Source organism: Roseateles agri (assembly GCF_034043675.1).
Classification (GTDB): domain Bacteria; phylum Pseudomonadota; class Gammaproteobacteria; order Burkholderiales; family Burkholderiaceae_C; genus KK5.
In genome coordinates this window covers 86,709-102,541 of sequence record NZ_JAXCLA010000012.1, presented here as the reverse complement: position 1 = coordinate 102,541, position 15,833 = coordinate 86,709, and the positions used below count along the sequence as shown (strand labels likewise).

Here is a 15,833-nt window from a genome sequence, read left to right as displayed (position 1 = left end):
TGGCTACAGGATCCGCCGCGGATGCGCGATCGACTCGTGCGCCGCATGCAGGCGCCGCACCAGCACCTGGATGAAGGCGCGGTCGAAGCGATGCTGGCACTCGGGGCTCAGCAGGCCCAGCGAATCGGGCGTGAACGAGATCGTCGTGCACTGTTCGCTGACCTTGATGTCGGTGCTGTGCCGGCGCAGGTCCGGATTCGGCGCCAGGTAGGCCATCTCGCCCACCGAGGTGCCCTTGCCCAAGGTCGCGACCCGGCCGCCGTCGCGCCAGACCTCCACCGTGCCCTGCGCAATGATGTGGAAGGTATTGCCCTCCTGGCCCCGCTTGTACAGCGCATGCTCGACCGGGTAGCGCCGCCAACGCGCCCGGTGCACGACCTCCCACAGTTCCACATCGCCGAAATCGGAGAAAAACTCCAGCTCGCGCAGCATGTTGAAGCGCTCCGAGTCCTTGACCTCGTGCAGCCGCGCCAGCGGCACCAGCTGCTTCGCCACCAGTTCCGACAGCGCTCGCCCGAAGCTGTCCCAATCCGGGTAGCGCTCGTTCGGATGCTTGGCCAGCGCCTTGGCGATGACGGCATCCAACTCGCGGGTGACGCCGCCGCGCAGGTCCGCCAGCGAGGCCGGCGCCTGGTGGTAGATCTGGTGCATCAGCGCCATCTGGTTCGGCGCGTCGAACGGCGGGCGGCCGGCGATCAGGTTGTAGAGCACTGCACCGAGCGAATAGATGTCGGCCCGCGCATCGACGTCGCCGCCCTCGATCTGCTCCGGCGGCATGAAGGCCAGCGAGCCGACGCGGTGCACCTGCGTCGTGTCGGACAGCAGGTTCAGCGCCGAGCCGAAGTCACTGACCTTGACGTCCGTCACTTGGCCCTGCGCATCGAGCACCGCCAGCAGGTTGGCGGGCTTCACGTCGCGGTGAATCACGCCCTGGCGGAACACATAGCTCAGCGCCATCGCGCACTTGAAGCCGAGTTCCACGATCTGGTCCAGCGGCAGCAGCCGGTCGCTGCGACAGAAGTGCTTCAGCGTGACGCCGGGCACGTACTCCATCACCAGGTAGGGCTGCTCGGTGTCGGGCACGGCGTCGAGGATCTGCACGACGTTCGGGTGCGGCAGGCGCCCGGCCAGCGCCGCCTCGGCCGCATAGAAGTGCAGGCTGTAGTCGCCCGGCTCCGCACGGCCCGCCCAGGAGCGCATCCGCTTGATCGCGACCTCGCCACCCTTGAATTCATCGGCGGCCAGGAACACGTCGCTGGTCGCGCCTTCGCCGAGCTGGCGCAGCACCTTGTAGCGCCCGATTCGGGCCGGCAGGTTGACGCTCGAATCGAGCGTTAGGCTGGAGTCCATCGACATGGGTCGGATGATACTCAGGGGGCCAATCTAGAATTACGGGATGATCCAAGCCAAGCAGGAACTGCTCGCCGCCCTGGGCGAAGCCATCCAGGAACTGAGCCCCGGCGCCGAGCTCGCCGCCGCCTTCGAATCGCCAAAGCAGGCCAGCCACGGCGATTTCGCCGTGACCGCCGCCATGCAGCTGGCGCGACCGCTGAAGAAGAATCCGCGCGAGCTGGGCCAGGCCCTGGTCGACGCGCTGCGCGCCAAGCCGGCCTTCGAGCGCTGGGTCGAGGCCATGGAGATCGCCGGGCCGGGCTTCATCAACATCCGGCTGAAGCCGGCCGCCAAGCAGTCGGTCGTCGCCGAGGTGCTGGCCGGTGCCGAGCGCTTCGGCACCCAGCCGTCGAGCGGCCGCCATGTGATGGTGGAGTTCGTCTCCGCGAACCCGACCGGCCCGCTGCACGTGGGCCACGCCCGCCAGGCCGCGCTGGGCGATGCCATGTGCAGCCTGTTCCAGACGCAGGGCGCCGAGGTCACCCGCGAGTTCTATTACAACGACGCCGGCGTGCAGATCGCCACCTTGGCGGCCTCGACTCAGGCCCGCCTGAAGGGCTTCAAGCCCGGTGACGCCGGCTGGCCGGAGAGCGCCTACAACGGCGACTACATCCAGGACATCGCCGAAGCCTTCCTGGCCAAGAAGACCGTCAAGGCCGACGACCGCCAGTTCACCGCCAGCGGCGACATCGAGGACCTGGACAGCATCCGCCAGTTCGCCGTCGCCTACCTGCGTCACGAGCAGGACCTGGACCTGCAGGCCTTCGGCCTGAAGTTCGACAACTACTTCCTCGAGACGAGCCTGTACAGCTCCGGCGCCGTCGAGAAGACCGTGGAGACCCTGGTCGCCAACGGCAAGACCTACGAGGAAGGCGGCGCCCTGTGGCTGCGTACCACCGAGTACGGCGACGACAAGGACCGCGTGATGCGCAAGTCCGAGGGCGGCTACACCTACTTCGTGCCGGACGTGGCATACCACACGAACAAGTTCCAGCGCGGCTACACCAAGTGCATCAACGTGCAGGGCACCGACCACCACGGCACGATCGCCCGCGTGCGCGGCGGCCTGCAGGGCCTGGAGATCGGCATCCCGCAGGGCTTCCCCGACTACGTGCTGCACAAGATGGTCACCGTGATGAGGGGCGGCGAGGAGGTCAAGATCTCCAAGCGCGCCGGCAGCTACGTGACCCTGCGCGATCTGGTCGACTGGACCAGCCGCGACGCGGTGCGCTTCTTCCTGAACAGCCGCAAGGCCGACACCGAATTCGTCTTCGACGTCGACCTTGCGCTGAAGCAGAACGACGAGAACCCGGTGTTCTACGTGCAGTACGCGCACGCCCGGATCTGCTCGATCATCCGCAAGTGGGCCGAGGACTCGGGCGGCGACGAGGCCGCGCTGGCCGGCGCCGACCTGAGCCTGCTGGACGCGCCGACCGAGATGGCGCTGATGCTCAAGCTGGCCGACTACCCGCGCATGCTGGCCAGCGCCGCCGAGGGCCTGGCGCCGCATGACGTCGCCTTCTACCTGCGCGACTTGGCCGCCGCCTTCCACAGCTACTATGCGGCCGAACGCGTGCTGGGCCAGGCCGAAGCGCTGACCCGCTCGCGCATCGCGCTGCTGGCGGCCACGCGCCAGGTGCTGCGCAACGCGCTGCGCCTGCTGGGCGTCAGCGCCCCGGATCAGATGTCACGAGAAACGACGACGGAGAACGCATGAGCAGCGCCAAGAGCGGCAGCAACAAGGGCAGCAATAGCAACAAGAAGCAGGAGCAGCGCGGCGGCTTCGTGCTGGGTCTGATCGTCGGCCTGCTGCTGGGCCTGGCGGTCGCGCTGGGCGTGGCGCTCTACATCACCAAGGTGCCGGTGCCCTTCGTCAACAAGGTGCCGCAGCGCACCGCCGAGCAGGACGCCGAGGAAGCCGCCCGCAACAAGAACTGGGATCCGAACGCGCCGCTGGCGAGCAAGTCCGGCGCGAAGGCGGCGAGCGGCACCGTCAGCGGCACGCCAGCACCAGCGCCGACGCCTGACGTGGCACCGGTGGAACAAGCGCCCGGCGCGGTGGTCACCCCGCCGCCGGTCGTGGCAGCCGTCCCGGCGCCGGCCGCATCGAAGCCCGCGACGACCAAGGCCACTGCCGCCCTGGCCGCCGCCAGCGCGGCGATGTCCGGCAGCGGCAACGATCCGTACATCTATTACGTCCAGGCCGGCGCCTACACGCAGGCCGACGACGCCGAGCAGCAGCGCGCCAAGCTGGCGATGCAGGGTTTCAGCGCCAAGGTGCTGGAGCGCGAGCAGGCCGGCCGCACCGTCTACCGCGTCCGCATGGGCCCGCTGGATGGGCGCCCGGAAGCCGAAGACCTGCAGCGCAAGGTCGAGGCCGCCGGCGTCGAGGCCAATCTGGTGCGCGTCCAACGCCAGTAACGGCTGTCGGGCAAGTCGCTCGTTAAGGCGGCACTAAGCCGCCTTCGGCTAAGCTGCCGCGTCAAACCCCATTCCGCCGAGGAAAGAAAGTCATGCTGCTGCGCCGTCGCGATTTCTCCGCTGCCCTGCTGGGCGCTTCCGCCGTTTCGTCCCCGCTGCTGGCCTCCGCGCAGGGCGCCGCGCCCGTCGAAGGCCGCAACTACCAGCGCATGGGCCAGCCGCTGCCGACGCCGCCGGGCAAGATCGAGGTGATCGAGTTCTTCTGGTACGGCTGCCCGCACTGCTTCGTCTTCGACCCGACGCTGGAAGCCTGGGTCAAGCAATTGCCGGCGGACGTCTCCTTCCGGCGCCTGCACGTCGGCTTCAACGCGATGGTCAAGCTGCACCAGAAGCTGTTCTTCGCGCTGGAAGCGATGGGCGTCGAGGCGCAGGTGCACGCGGGCATCTTCAACGCCTTCCACGTGCAGCGCCTGAACCTGACGGACGAAGCCTCGATCACCGCGATGGTCACCAAGCTGGGCGTGGATCCGGCCAAGTTCAAGGCCGCGTTCAACTCCTTCGGCGTCCAGACCAAGGCTCAAGCCGCCACCAAGCTGAGCGAAGACTACCGGATCGACGGCGTGCCCACGCTGGCGATCGGCGGCCGTTTCACGACCTCGCCGTCCATGGCCGGCGCCGGTGTCAGCGGCCTGACCGAGGAGAGCCTGGGCAAGAACGCGATCGGCGTGGCGGACTACCTGCTCAAGCTCGCTCGCACGAAGGCGTAATCCCGTCACATTTCCCTGCGGGATCGCGCCGCGGCACGGGCTAGAATGTTCTGCAAGAACTGTGCCGCCATGAGACAACTGCCACGCTATTCCTTGTCAACGCTGACCGCCGCAGCCCTGCTGCTGGCGGTCGCTTTGGGTGCCGGCCCCGCTGAGGCCGAGAAGGCCGACCGGCTCAAGCCGATGAACGTCACCTTCGACCAGGGCGGCCAGACCGATGTGGCGAACAACCGCACCGAGATGAACGGCAATGTCGTGATGACGCAGGGCACGATGGTGCTGCGGGCCGAAAAGGCCGACATCCGCGAAACGCCCGACGGCTACTACCAGGCCTACGCCAACGGCACCAGCGCCAAGCAGGTGACCTTCCGCCAGGCCCGCGATGCGCCCGGCGAGTTCATCGAAGGCTCGGCCGACCAGCTCGAATACGACACCCGCGCCGACACCGTGCGCTTCGTCGGCAACGCACGGGTGCGCCACATGCGCGGCACCCTGGTCGCCCATGAGGTGACCGGCGCCACGATCATCTACGACAAGCGCACCGAGGTCTTCGCCCTGGAAGGCGGCAACAGTTCGCCGAACCCGGGCGGCCGCTCCCGCCTGGTCCTGATGCCCCGCGCCGCCAGCGCGCCGGAGGCGCCCGCTTCGTCCGCCTCGGCGGTGCCCCTGCAGCCAAGCCTGACGCTGCAGCCGCGCAAGCCCTCATGACAGGCGCCGGAACCCTCCCCGACAAGACCACCCCGAGCCGTCTCGAAGCGCAAGGGTTGGCCAAGACCTACGGCGTGCGCCGGGTCGTCAAGGACGTGCACGTGGACGTGCACAGCGGCGAGGTCGTCGGCCTGCTGGGCCCCAACGGCGCCGGCAAGACGACCAGCTTCTACATGATCGTCGGCCTCGTTCGCGCCGATGCCGGAGAGATCCGCATCGACGGCCAGGAGGTCCAGCGCCTGCCCATCCACCAGCGTGCGCGCCTGGGTCTGTCCTACCTGCCGCAGGAAGCCTCGATCTTCCGCAAGCTGACCGTCGAGGAAAACATCCGCGCGGTGCTGGAGCTGCAGCAGGACGAGAACGGCCGCGCGCTCTCCGCCAAGCGGATCAAGGAACTGCTGGACGGCCTGCTGCAGGACCTCAGCATCGAGAAGCTGCGCGACAGCCCCGCGCCGGCCCTGTCCGGCGGCGAACGCCGGCGCGTCGAGATCGCCCGGGCACTGGCCACGCAGCCGCGCTTCATCCTGCTGGACGAGCCCTTCGCCGGCGTCGACCCGATCGCCGTGCTGGAGATCCAGCGCATCATCGGCTTCCTGAAGGCGCGCGGCATCGGCGTGCTGATCACCGACCACAACGTGCGCGAGACGCTGGGCATATGCGACCGCGCCTACATCATCAGCGAGGGTTCGGTGCTGGCCGAAGGCACGCCGGCGGAAATCGTCGCCAACGCCGACGTCCGCAAGGTCTACCTCGGCGAACACTTCCGTATGTAAGCCCGCCGGCGCTCACGATGAAACCATCGCTTCAAGTCCGGCTCAGCCAGCACCTGGCACTGACGCCCCAGCTGCAGCAGTCGATCCGGCTGCTGCAGCTCTCGACGCTTGAACTGCACCAGGAAGTCGAGCAGATGCTGGCGCAGAACCCGCTGTTGGAGCCGGAGGAAGATTTTTCCGTCGCCACGCCCGAGCTGTCCGAGCTCCGCAGCGCGGCCAGCGCCGGTGAGGACAGCGGCGCCGACGGCGAGCTCGGCGGCGGCGCGGACGCGGAGAACACGCCCGAGATCAAGGCCGAGGACTTCGGCACCACCGAGCGCGAAGACTGGGAAAACGGCACCGAGCGCGACGATTTCGACGGCATCCGCGAGCTGCCCAGCAACTCGCCGGGCACCAGCTCCGGCAACAACAGCGACGACGACGGTGACCGCAGCGAACGCGAGAGCGCCGAGATCAGCCTGCAGGAGCACCTCTGCCAGCAGCTCGCCGGCATGAGCCTCTCCCAGGCCGACCGCACCGCGCTGCACGTGCTGATCGAGTCGCTGAACGAAGACGGCTATCTCGAAGATGCAATCGAGGAGATCGCCCAATCGCTCGCCGGCGACGATCCCGAAGACCAGGAGGAGCTGCTGGATCACCTGCGCATCGCGCTGAAGTGGCTGCAGCACATGGACCCGCCCGGCGTCGGCGCGCGCGACCTGTCCGAGTGCCTGCTGCTGCAGCTCCGCACGATCCAGCGCAGCGCCGGCCAGGTGATCGCCATCCTGATCTGCAAGCAGCATCTGGAACTGCTCGCCAAGCGCGACCTGAAGCGACTGATGGCGCTGACCGGCGCCGACGAAGGCCTGCTGCGCGAGGCCCAAGGCCTGATCACCTCGCTGGAGCCCAAGCCCGGCCGCCGCTTCGCCCGCGGCCAGGCCCAGGCCGTGGTGCCGGACGTGATCGTGCGCAAGGTCGGCCGCGAACTGCGCGTGATGCTGAATCCCGAGGTCGCACCCAAGCTGCGCATCAACGAGCTCTACGCGAACGCGCTGCGCGCGACGCGCGGCGGCATCAGCAATAGCGCGCTGGGCGGCCAGCTGCAGGAGGCGCGCTGGTTCATCAAGAACATCCAGCAGCGCTTCGACACCATCCTGCGTGTCTCGCAGGCGATCGTCGAGCGGCAGAAGGGCTTCTTCACGCACGGCGAGCTGGCGATGAAGCCGCTGGTGCTGCGCGAGATCGCCGACGAGCTGGGCCTGCACGAATCGACCATCTCGCGCGTGACCACGGCCAAATACATGGCCACCAGCTTCGGCACCTTCGAGCTGAAGTACTTCTTCGGCTCGGGCCTCAACACCGAGGCGGGCGGCAATGCGTCGAGCACCGCCGTGCGCGCGCTGATCAAGCAGTTCGTCGCCGCCGAGGACCAGAACAAGCCGCTTTCTGACAGCGCGCTGTCCAGCATGCTGGAGGAGCAGGGCATCCAGGTCGCACGGCGCACGGTGGCCAAGTACCGCGAAGCGCTGAAGATCGCGCCGGCAAACCTGCGCAAGACGATGTGACGAGGCCGGGCTTCAGCCGGCCGGCCTGACCGTCAGGTACATCGTCGTCAGCACGCCGGCCACCGGCCGCAGCAGCTTCAGCACCAGCGGGCGGCCGTAGCCCTCGCCCGCCAGGCGCTTCAGCAGGTCGGACAGCTGTGCCAGCGGCGCGCCGTCGCAGCCGATCAGAATGTCACCCTCGCGCAGCCCGGCCTGCGCGGCGGGACCTCCGGCCACGACGTCGACAAGGCGGATGCCCGTCGCCGCCGGCCACTCGTTCTCGCGGATCCAGCGCCGCGGCAGCGCCATCGCGGCGCACTGCAGGCCCAGCCGGCCGCGCCGCACGCTGCCATGGCGCATCAGCTCACCAGCCACCCAGCGCGCGGTATCGATGGACACGGCGAAGCTCAGGCCCTGGGCCGACGGGATCACCGCCGTGTTGACGCCGATCACCTGCGCCGCGCTGTCCAGCAGCGGGCCACCGGAATTGCCCGGGTTCAGCGCCACATCGGTCTGGATCACGTCCTCGATCAGCCGCCCGCCGCGCGCCGGCAGGCTGCGACCCAGCGCGCTGACGATGCCGGCCGTGACCGTGAAGTCGAAGCCCAGCGGATTGCCGACGGCCACTGCCAACTGCCCCGGCTGCAGCTGCGCGGAACTGCCCAGCTCCAGGAAGGCCGGCGGATGCGCCTCCAGGCGCAGCACCGCGATGTCGGTCGAGGCATCGACCCCGAGCAGCCGCGCCGCGCTCTCGCTGCCGTCGACGAAGGCGGCGCGCAACTCGCCCGCGCCTTCGACCACGTGGGCATTGGTCAGCGCGAAGCCGTCCGGCGTGAACAAAAAGCCCGAGCCGCTGCCCTGGCGGGCCTTGATGTGGGCCACGGCCCGGCTGGCCGTCTGCGCCACGCGCGTCACGGTCTCGGAATAGGCATCGAGCAATGGCAAGTCGTCGCGGGCACCCATCGAACAGTCCTTCCTTCTTGCCAGCCAGATGGCGGCACAGGCGCGGATTCCAAGTGGGGGACAATCGTGCGATGTCCGCGTCCGTCCCGTTCGAAAAAGAAACCCTCTATCTGTTCCTGTCCTGCCCCTCCGGCGTCGAGCCGCTGCTGGAGCAGGAAGTGCGCGCGATCCTGCCGCGGGCGCACACCGAAGCGCTGCGCGGCGGCGTGTCGGTGAAGAGCAATGCCGAAGGCGTGATGCAGCTGAACCTGGAGAGCCGGCTGGCCCAGCGCGTGCTGATCGAGATCGGTGGCGGCCCGTACCGGCATGAAGACGACATCTACGCGATCACGCGTGGCATCGACTGGACCCAGTGGATCACGCCGCAGCACACGATCCGCGTCGACCTCGTCGCCCAGCGCTCGCCGCTGCAGAGCCTCAACTTCACCACCTTGCGCGTCAAGGACGCGATCTGCGACGTGCTGCGCGACGCCACCGGCGAGCGGCCCAGCGTGGACACGCGCTTCCCGGACCTGCCCGTGGTCATGCACGTCGGGCCGACCGACGCGACGATCTACATCGACAGCTCCGGCGAGCCCCTCTTCAAGCGCGGCTGGCGCGAGGACAAGGGCGACGCCCCGCTGAAGGAGACGCTGGCCGCCGCGATGCTGGCCGCCGCCGGCTGGCGCGGCACGCCCGAGACCGGCGGCGCGCTACACGACCCCTGCTGCGGCAGCGGCACCATCGCCGTCGAGGCCGCGCAGATCGCCTGCGGCATGGCCGCCGGCATGCAGCGCCGCTTCGCCTTCGAGCGCCAGCTGCCCTTCGCCCCGCTGCGCGGCCGCTTCCAGGCGATCAAGCAGGCCGCGAAGGACCGCGAACACGCGCCGGCCGTGCCCATCTTCTGCAGCGACGTGGCCTTCCGCATGGTCGACTTCGCGCGCCGCAATGCCGAGCGCGCCGGCGTGGCGCAATACATCCAGTTCAACGGCGGCGATGCCCTGGAGCGTCCGGCGCCCGATCTGCCCGAAGGCATGCCCGGCACGGTGATGATGAACCCGCCCTACGGCGAGCGGATCGAGGTGCGCGGCAAGGCCGGCAGCATGACGATGAGCCGCGACGCCGGCGGCTCCGAATCGCGCGATGCCGGCGACGACTTCTTCCCCCGCCTGGCCGCCCACTGGAAGCGCGCCTACACGCAGAACCCCGCCGGCTGGACCGCCTGGCTGCTGTGCCCGGACATGAAGCTGCCCAGCAAGATGCGGCTGAAGGAATCGCGCAAGGTGCCGATGTGGAACGGCCCGATCGAATGCCGGCTGTTCAGGTTCGACCTGGTGGCGGGTTCGGCGCGCAAGCCGAAGTCAGGCGAGCTCCCCGAGGGCCAGCCACCCGAGCACGGCTAAGGGTGCCGTATCGGCCCGCAGGATGCGCGGGCCCAGTTGCATTGCGACGAAGCCGCGGGCACGTGCAGCGTCTTCCTCGGCGGCGCTCAAGCCGCCTTCCGGTCCGCTGAGGACCACCGTGCGGGCTGCGGCAGCCTGGGCTGCCAAGGGTTGCGCCGCAGTCGGGCTCAGCAGCCAGCGGCGCTCGTCATCCGCGGTGCCTAGCGACTGCAGCCAAGCGCTCAGGGACAGCACCGGCGCGATCCGCGGCACGCACGTGCGGCCGCTCTGCTCGCAGGCGGCCACGGCCACGCCCTGCCAGTGCGCCACCTTCTTGTCGGCCCGCTCGCCGGCCAGGCGCAGCACCGAGCGTTCGCTCATCAGCGGCTGGATCGCGAAGGCGCCGAGTTCGGTCGCCTTCTCGACGATGCCGTCCATGCGGTCGTTGGCCGGTATCACGACGGCCAGGGTCACGTCCTGGCGCAGCTCGCGCTGCACCGCCTGACTCGAAACGAGGCGCACGCCAACCTCGCTGCGGCCCATGTTCAGCACCTCGGCCTGCCATTCCAGGCCCGAGCCGTCGAACAGCGTGATCGTCGCGCCGGGCTGCAGGCGCAACACCTGCACGTGGCGCGCCGCGCCGGGCGGCAGGTTCAGTTCAGCGGGAGCGCCGGCAAGCGGCTGGTCGACGAAGAAACGCGGCATCGAGAAAGAAGGATCAGAGCGGAAGTCCCAGCGATTGTCGGACCTCGCGCGCCTTCATCGCGCCATGCTCCCGCTCGACACCCAGCGCGAAGCGCTCGGCCAGCACCTGCAGCGCCGGCAGGTCGGCGCAGCGCTCCACATCCAGCACGATGCGGTAGCCCTTGATCAGGCCGAAGAAGGGCTTGGCATTGCCGGTCAGGTAGGCGTAGAGCTCGGCGTAGCCGACCGCAGCGGGGGCGGGGGCCGGCGCAACAACAGCGGCAGCAGCGGCAGCAACCGGCGCGGGGGCAGGCACCGCGGCCGACAAGGACCCGATCAGCCCCTGCGACAGCAGCAGCTCCACGTCACCGGCCGTCGCGCCCTGCACCATCGCCAGCCACTCGCGCGCGCTGCGCGAGCCGTCCATCACCAGCAGCAGGTTGCGGCCGCTGCGCGAAAGCGCGGTCAGCGAGCGCGCCTTGATCTCGGCGCGCCCGGCCTCGGTCTTCTGGTATCGCTGCTCAAGCACCATCGGTTCCGGCTCATGCGGGTGGAGCGGCCGAGGTTAAGTCAGCTCTTGTCCCGCAGTTCGCGGCGCAGGATCTTGCCGACCGGGGTTTTCGGTAATTCGGTACGGAATTCGATCACCTTGGGCCGCTTGTAGCCGGTCAGGTTGGCCTCGCAGTAGGCGCGCACCTCGGCCTCGGTCAGCGCCGGGTTTTTCTTGACGATGACGACCTTGACCGCCTCGCCGGCCTTGGCGTCCGCGATGCCCACGGCCGCTGCCTCCAGCACGCCGGGCATCAAGGTCAGCACGTCTTCGATCTCGTTCGGGTAGACGTTGAAGCCGCTGACCAGGATCATGTCCTTCTTGCGGTCCACGATCTTGAAGTAGCCGCGCTCGTCGACGACGCCGATGTCGCCGGTGCGGAAGTAGCCGTCGGGCGTCATCACCTTGGCCGTTTCGTCGGGTCGCTGCCAGTAGCCAGCCATCACCTGCGGGCCGCGGATCGCGATCTCGCCGGCCGCGCCCATCGGCACTTCATGGCCGTCGTCGTCGAGCAGGCACATCTCGGTGTTGGACACCGGCAGGCCGATCGTGCCGCTGTAGGCCGTGCTGTCGGTCGGGTTGCAGCTCGCCACCGGCGAGGTTTCCGACAGGCCGTAGCCCTCGACGATCGGGCAGCCGGTCTTCTCCAGCCACAGCTTGGCCGTGGCCTGCTGCACGGCCATGCCGCCGCCGACCGAGATCACCAGATTCTTCCAGTCCACCGTGTTGAAGTCGCGGTGGTTGGCCATCGCGAGGAACAGCGTATTCACCGCCGGCATGCTGTGGATCGTGTGCGCGCTCAGCTCCTTGAACATCGCGGGCAGGTCGCGCGGGTTCGGGATCATGATGTTGCAGCCGCCCAGGTGCATGGACAGCATCATGTTCGTCGTGAAGCCGAAGATGTGATACAGCGGCAGCGAGGCCACGCTCATCAGCTGCTGGCCGGCCGGCACCTTGCCGAGCGCCGGCTGGTACCAGGCCTCGGCCTGCAGCGTGTTCGCGACCAGGTTGCGATGCAGCAGCACCGCGCCTTTGCTGACGCCGGTGGTGCCGCCGGTGTACTGCAGCACGGCGATGTCGCCCGGGCCGACCTTCGGCGCGGTGAAGCTCAAAGCCCGGCCGCGCGACACGGCGTCCTTGTAGCGCACCGCACCGGGCAGCTCGAAGGCCGGCACCAGCTTCTTCACATGGCGCACGACGAGGTCGACGATCAGGCCCTTGGCAAAGCCCAGCATCTCGCCCATCGAGGCAAGGATCACATGCTTGGTCGGCACGTTCGCAATCACCTGCTGCAGCGTGTGGGCGAAGTTCTCGAGGATGACGATCGCCTTGGCGCCGGAGTCCTTCAGCTGATGCTCCAGCTCGCGCGGCGTATACAGCGGATTGACGTTGACGACCACGTAGCCGGCACGCAGGATCGCTGCCACGGCCACCGGGTACTGGAACACATTGGGCATCATCACCGCGACGCGGTCACCCTTCTCGAGGCCCAGGCCCTGCAGATAGGCGGCCAGTGCGCGGGAGGCGTCGTCGATCTGGGCGAACGTCAGCGTCGCGCCCATCATCCGGTAGGCCGGCTGCTGCGGGAAGGTCTTGAACGCCCGGTCCATCAACTCGACCAGCGACGGATACAGATCCGCATTGATCTCCGCCGGAACACCGGCCGGATAGTGGCTCAACCAGATCTTCTCCATCGAATCATTGCTCCCAGAATAGCGCTGGGTATTTTCCCCGATGCGGGGCAGCCCCAGCATCAGGGGATTCGATAGCGGTGCATCGGCCGCCCGAAGCGGTGCATAACGCCGAGATTCATCAGCACCTCGATAGCGCACGAATGCGGGGTGGGGCGCACCACCAGAGCACGGTAACCTCGGCCTCGCGATGCAAGACCCGGTCCCGTCACCGCCGACTCCAGGCCACGCCGCGGCCGCAGCATGGCAGGTCCGCCTGCTCGGCGGCGTCGGCGCGCAGCGTGATGGCGAGCCGGCACTGCAGAACTTCGGCAGCCGCGGCGTGGCCGCCCTGCTGGCCCGGCTCGCGCTGCAGCCGGAGCGCACCCATCCGCGCGAGGAGCTGATCGAGCTGCTGTGGCCCGGCGTCGCGCTCGACGTCGGCCGCAACCGGCTGCGCCAGACGCTGTTCGCACTGCGCCAGATGCTGGAGCCGCCGGGGCCGCTCGCGCGGCGGGTGCTGCTGGCCGATCGGCTGGGCCTGCGGCTGGTGCCCGGCGCGCTGGATTGCGATGCCCTCCGCTTCGAACGCCATGTCCGCGCCAGCCACTACGCCGAGGCGTTGCGCGAGTACGGCGGCGAGCTGATGCCCGGCTTCTACGACGACTGGATCGCCGACGAGCGACTGCGGCTGGCCGCGCTGTACGAGCGCGTGGAAGCAGCGGCGATACCCACGGCCGCCCACCCGACACCTCCCGCAGTCGCCGCCACGGCGCCGCCCCGCGCCACCGAACGCGGCCATGCGCTGCCCGTCTACCTGACCCGTTTCTTCGGCCGCGAGGCCGAGCGCGAGGCCCTGCGTGCCGAGCTGCAGCAGCACCGCCTGGTCACGCTGCTGGGGCCTGGCGGCAGCGGCAAGACGCGGCTGGCCGTGGACATCGCGCAGCACTACGCGGCTCCCGTCGTTTTCGTGCCGCTGGCCAGCGCTCGCACCCAGGCCCAGCTGCTCGACGCACTGCTCGGCAGCCTGCAGCTGCAGCCCAACCCGTCCGAGCCGCTGGCACCACTGATCGGCACCCTGGCCGAGCGCCAGGCCCTGCTGGTGCTGGACAACTTCGAGCAGCTCGAGGCGGCAGCGGCCGAGCTGCTGGCGCAACTGCTGGCCGCGCTGCCGCGCCTGCAGCTGCTGGTGACCTCGCGCCGCGTGCTGGGCCTGGACGGCGAGCGCGAGTTCGCCATCGCACCGCTGGCCCTGCCCGACAGCGGCGACACGCTGGCCGAGACCGCCGTCAATCCGGCGATCGCACTGTTCGTCGACCGCGCCCGCGCCGTGCGGGCCGACTTCCAGCTGCGCGCCGGCAATCTCGCCGCGCTGACCGAACTGAGCCACCTGCTCGAAGGCATGCCGCTGGCGATCGAGCTGGCCGCGGCGCGGGTGCGCAGCATCGCGCCCGCGGCGATGGCCGGGCTACTGCGCGATGCGCGCCGGCAGCCGGGTGGCAACGCGCTGGCGCTGCTGGCCCGCGGCTCGCGCGGCCGCAGCACGAATGCCGATGCGCAGCGCCATGCCTCGATGCAGGCCGTCGTCGACTGGAGCTGGCAGCTGCTCGATGCGCCGCTGGCCCGGCTGATGGCCGGCATCACCGTGTTCCAGGGCGGCTTCACGGCGACGGCGGCGGCCCAGGTCTGCGAAGTGCCGGAGGCCCAGATCGCGCTGCGGCTCGACGAGGTGGTCGCCCACTCGCTGCTGCGCGCCACCACGGGCGGCGATGGCGCGGGCCGCTACGGCTGCCTGGAGCCGGTGCGCGAATACGCGGCGCTGCAGCTCGATGCCGACAGCGCCCGGGTGCTGCGCGCACGGCACCGGGCCTGGCTGCTCGGCTGGGCCGCGCGGCTGCCCGCCACGCCCGCGCTGGACGAGCTGCGCGCCGAAACGCCCAACGTGCTCGCCGCGCTGGCCAGCGCCGTTGCCGACGGGCTGCCGGAGGATGCCGTGCGGCTGATGTTCCAGCTGTGGCGCGCTTTCGAGGGCATCGGCCTGCCGACGGCCGGCCTCACCGACCTTGCGCTGGCGGCCGAGCACTGCGCCGATCCTGCGCTGCAGAGCCTGGGCCACTGCGTGCTCGGCGCGCTGCTGTTCAGCGCCGGCCGCAGCGCCGATGCAGTCGCCCACGCAGAGCGCGGCCTGACGCTGGTCACGGCCGATGCGCCCTGGCGCGCGATGGCGCTCTTCGCCGCGGCGCGGGCGCGCTGGCGCCTGGACAAGGGCACCGACGGCGTCGTCGACCGGCTCGCCGAGGCGCACGACCTGGCGCTCGCCGATGGCGACGACGACCTGCTCGCAAGCATCCTGACGATGCAGGGTTTCGCCAGCCACGACTGGCGCGACTTCGAGGGCTGCATGGCGCTGCACGAGCGCGCGCTGCAGCTCTGGCAGGGCCTGGGCAATCTGCACATGGTCCACATGTGCCAGATCTACCTGGCCAACTGCGAGAACGGCGCGCGCCGGCACGAGGCGGCGCTGGCCCGGCTGGTCGCGCTGGAGCCGGCCCTGCGCGCGCAGATGGACTGGAAGATGCTGTGCCAGCTGCTGGTGGCACGCGGCGACGCGCAACGCGGCCTGCGCCGCTGGGCCGATGCCGCGGCGAGCTACCGCCAGTGCGCACGGCTCGGCTGGGAGCACCTGCTGCGGCTGGAGCTGCTGATGGCGATCTGGTACCTGGCCCATCCGCTCGCGCACCTGCGCGAGCCGGAGCGGGCCGTGAGCCTCGCCGCCGCGGCCGAGGCGCTGTGGCTCGCCGGCTTCGGCGGCCTCAGCGACGCCGACCGGCGCGACCTGCGCCGCATCCGCCGGCTCACCACGCTGCAACTGGGCACGGCGAGGGTTCGCCAGTTGTGGGCCGCCGGCGCCGCGCAGTCGCTGGCGGAGGCTGTCTCACTCGCACTGACCGCGCACTAACGCTTGCCTAACGGGTGACGGCGACGCTTGGCGCGGCTTTTCAACCGCACCAGGAGTTCGCC

General features: G+C 69.6%; 13 protein-coding genes. 8 read left to right on the top strand and 5 right to left on the bottom strand.

Annotated elements, in window-relative coordinates:
- Positions 1-3: 3 nt before the first annotated feature.
- Complete coding sequence (locus SNE35_RS30455; protein ID WP_320426832.1) at positions 4-1,356, bottom strand: serine/threonine-protein kinase; 1,353 nt, start codon at positions 1,354-1,356, stop codon at positions 4-6.
- A 40-nt stretch (positions 1,357-1,396) separates the two neighbouring features.
- On the opposite strand from SNE35_RS30455, the gene argS reads away from it, so the two are divergent.
- The 6 genes from argS (at position 1,397) to SNE35_RS30425 (ending at position 7,605) form a co-directional block, all read left to right on the top strand.
- A complete protein-coding gene (argS, locus tag SNE35_RS30450; RefSeq protein ID WP_320426831.1) occupies positions 1,397-3,109 on the top strand; it encodes an arginine--tRNA ligase in 1,713 nt (570 codons plus the stop codon).
- Positions 3,106-3,813 carry an SPOR domain-containing protein gene (locus tag SNE35_RS30445; RefSeq protein ID WP_320426830.1) on the top strand — a complete coding sequence of 236 codons (708 nt, stop codon included), beginning with the start codon at positions 3,106-3,108 and terminating at the stop codon, positions 3,811-3,813. The genes argS and SNE35_RS30445 overlap by 4 nt, the downstream gene beginning before the upstream one ends.
- A 92-nt stretch (positions 3,814-3,905) precedes the next feature.
- Positions 3,906-4,580 carry a thiol:disulfide interchange protein DsbA/DsbL gene (locus tag SNE35_RS30440; protein WP_320426829.1) on the top strand — a complete coding sequence of 225 codons (675 nt, stop codon included), beginning with the start codon at positions 3,906-3,908 and terminating at the stop codon, positions 4,578-4,580.
- 69 nt (positions 4,581-4,649) lie between these two features.
- A complete protein-coding gene (lptA, locus tag SNE35_RS30435) occupies positions 4,650-5,288 on the top strand; it encodes a lipopolysaccharide transport periplasmic protein LptA (protein WP_320426828.1) in 639 nt (212 codons plus the stop codon).
- Positions 5,285-6,061 (top strand): LPS export ABC transporter ATP-binding protein, encoded by a 777-nt coding sequence (lptB, locus tag SNE35_RS30430; protein WP_320426827.1) that lies wholly within the window; start codon positions 5,285-5,287, stop codon positions 6,059-6,061. The genes lptA and lptB overlap by 4 nt, the downstream gene beginning before the upstream one ends.
- A 17-nt stretch (positions 6,062-6,078) precedes the next feature.
- Positions 6,079-7,605: an RNA polymerase factor sigma-54 gene (locus tag SNE35_RS30425; protein ID WP_320426826.1), complete on the top strand. Its 1,527-nt coding sequence runs from the start codon at positions 6,079-6,081 to the stop codon at positions 7,603-7,605.
- 12 nt (positions 7,606-7,617) lie between these two features.
- Here SNE35_RS30425 and SNE35_RS30420 read toward each other — a convergent pair whose 3' ends face one another.
- Complete coding sequence (locus tag SNE35_RS30420) at positions 7,618-8,547, bottom strand: S1C family serine protease (protein ID WP_320426825.1); 930 nt, start codon at positions 8,545-8,547, stop codon at positions 7,618-7,620.
- Positions 8,548-8,618: 71 nt separating this feature from the next.
- On the opposite strand from SNE35_RS30420, the gene SNE35_RS30415 reads away from it, so the two are divergent.
- Positions 8,619-9,929, top strand: a complete 1,311-nt coding sequence (locus SNE35_RS30415; protein WP_320426824.1) for a THUMP domain-containing class I SAM-dependent RNA methyltransferase — start codon at positions 8,619-8,621, stop codon at positions 9,927-9,929.
- On the opposite strand, the gene SNE35_RS30410 is transcribed toward SNE35_RS30415, so the two are convergent.
- The 3 genes from SNE35_RS30410 to SNE35_RS30400 are packed head-to-tail and all read right to left on the bottom strand — an operon-like array spanning position 9,888 to position 12,836.
- Positions 9,888-10,613 carry a 16S rRNA (uracil(1498)-N(3))-methyltransferase gene (locus SNE35_RS30410; protein ID WP_320426823.1) on the bottom strand — a complete coding sequence of 242 codons (726 nt, stop codon included), beginning with the start codon at positions 10,611-10,613 and terminating at the stop codon, positions 9,888-9,890. The two genes, SNE35_RS30415 and SNE35_RS30410, sit on opposite strands and share 42 nt — an antisense overlap.
- Positions 10,614-10,626: 13 nt before the next feature.
- Positions 10,627-11,124, bottom strand: coding sequence for a hypothetical protein (locus SNE35_RS30405; protein WP_320426822.1), 498 nt, complete (start codon positions 11,122-11,124; stop codon positions 10,627-10,629).
- Positions 11,125-11,162: 38 nt separating this feature from the next.
- Positions 11,163-12,836, bottom strand: a complete 1,674-nt coding sequence (locus tag SNE35_RS30400) for a long-chain-fatty-acid--CoA ligase (RefSeq protein ID WP_320426821.1) — start codon at positions 12,834-12,836, stop codon at positions 11,163-11,165.
- 187 nt (positions 12,837-13,023) lie between these two features.
- Between SNE35_RS30400 and SNE35_RS30395 the strand changes: the two genes are divergently transcribed.
- Complete coding sequence (locus tag SNE35_RS30395; protein ID WP_320426820.1) at positions 13,024-15,771, top strand: ATP-binding protein; 2,748 nt, start codon at positions 13,024-13,026, stop codon at positions 15,769-15,771.
- Positions 15,772-15,833: the final 62 nt, after the last annotated feature.

Bases quoted from the DNA above. Each gene is read 5' to 3' on its own strand.
- SNE35_RS30455 (WP_320426832.1), bottom strand. From the start codon at position 1,356: ATGTCGATGGACTCCAGCCTAACGCTCGATTCGAGCGTCAACCTGCCG.
- argS (WP_320426831.1), top strand. From the start codon at position 1,397: ATGATCCAAGCCAAGCAGGAACTGCTCGCCGCCCTGGGCGAAGCCATC.
- SNE35_RS30445 (WP_320426830.1), top strand. From the start codon at position 3,106: ATGAGCAGCGCCAAGAGCGGCAGCAACAAGGGCAGCAATAGCAACAAG.
- SNE35_RS30440 (WP_320426829.1), top strand. From the start codon at position 3,906: ATGCTGCTGCGCCGTCGCGATTTCTCCGCTGCCCTGCTGGGCGCTTCC.
- lptA (WP_320426828.1), top strand. From the start codon at position 4,650: ATGAGACAACTGCCACGCTATTCCTTGTCAACGCTGACCGCCGCAGCC.
- lptB (WP_320426827.1), top strand. From the start codon at position 5,285: ATGACAGGCGCCGGAACCCTCCCCGACAAGACCACCCCGAGCCGTCTC.
- SNE35_RS30425 (WP_320426826.1), top strand. From the start codon at position 6,079: ATGAAACCATCGCTTCAAGTCCGGCTCAGCCAGCACCTGGCACTGACG.
- SNE35_RS30420 (WP_320426825.1), bottom strand. From the start codon at position 8,547: ATGGGTGCCCGCGACGACTTGCCATTGCTCGATGCCTATTCCGAGACC.
- SNE35_RS30415 (WP_320426824.1), top strand. From the start codon at position 8,619: ATGTCCGCGTCCGTCCCGTTCGAAAAAGAAACCCTCTATCTGTTCCTG.
- SNE35_RS30410 (WP_320426823.1), bottom strand. From the start codon at position 10,613: ATGCCGCGTTTCTTCGTCGACCAGCCGCTTGCCGGCGCTCCCGCTGAA.
- SNE35_RS30405 (WP_320426822.1), bottom strand. From the start codon at position 11,124: ATGGTGCTTGAGCAGCGATACCAGAAGACCGAGGCCGGGCGCGCCGAG.
- SNE35_RS30400 (WP_320426821.1), bottom strand. From the start codon at position 12,836: ATGGAGAAGATCTGGTTGAGCCACTATCCGGCCGGTGTTCCGGCGGAG.
- SNE35_RS30395 (WP_320426820.1), top strand. From the start codon at position 13,024: ATGCAAGACCCGGTCCCGTCACCGCCGACTCCAGGCCACGCCGCGGCC.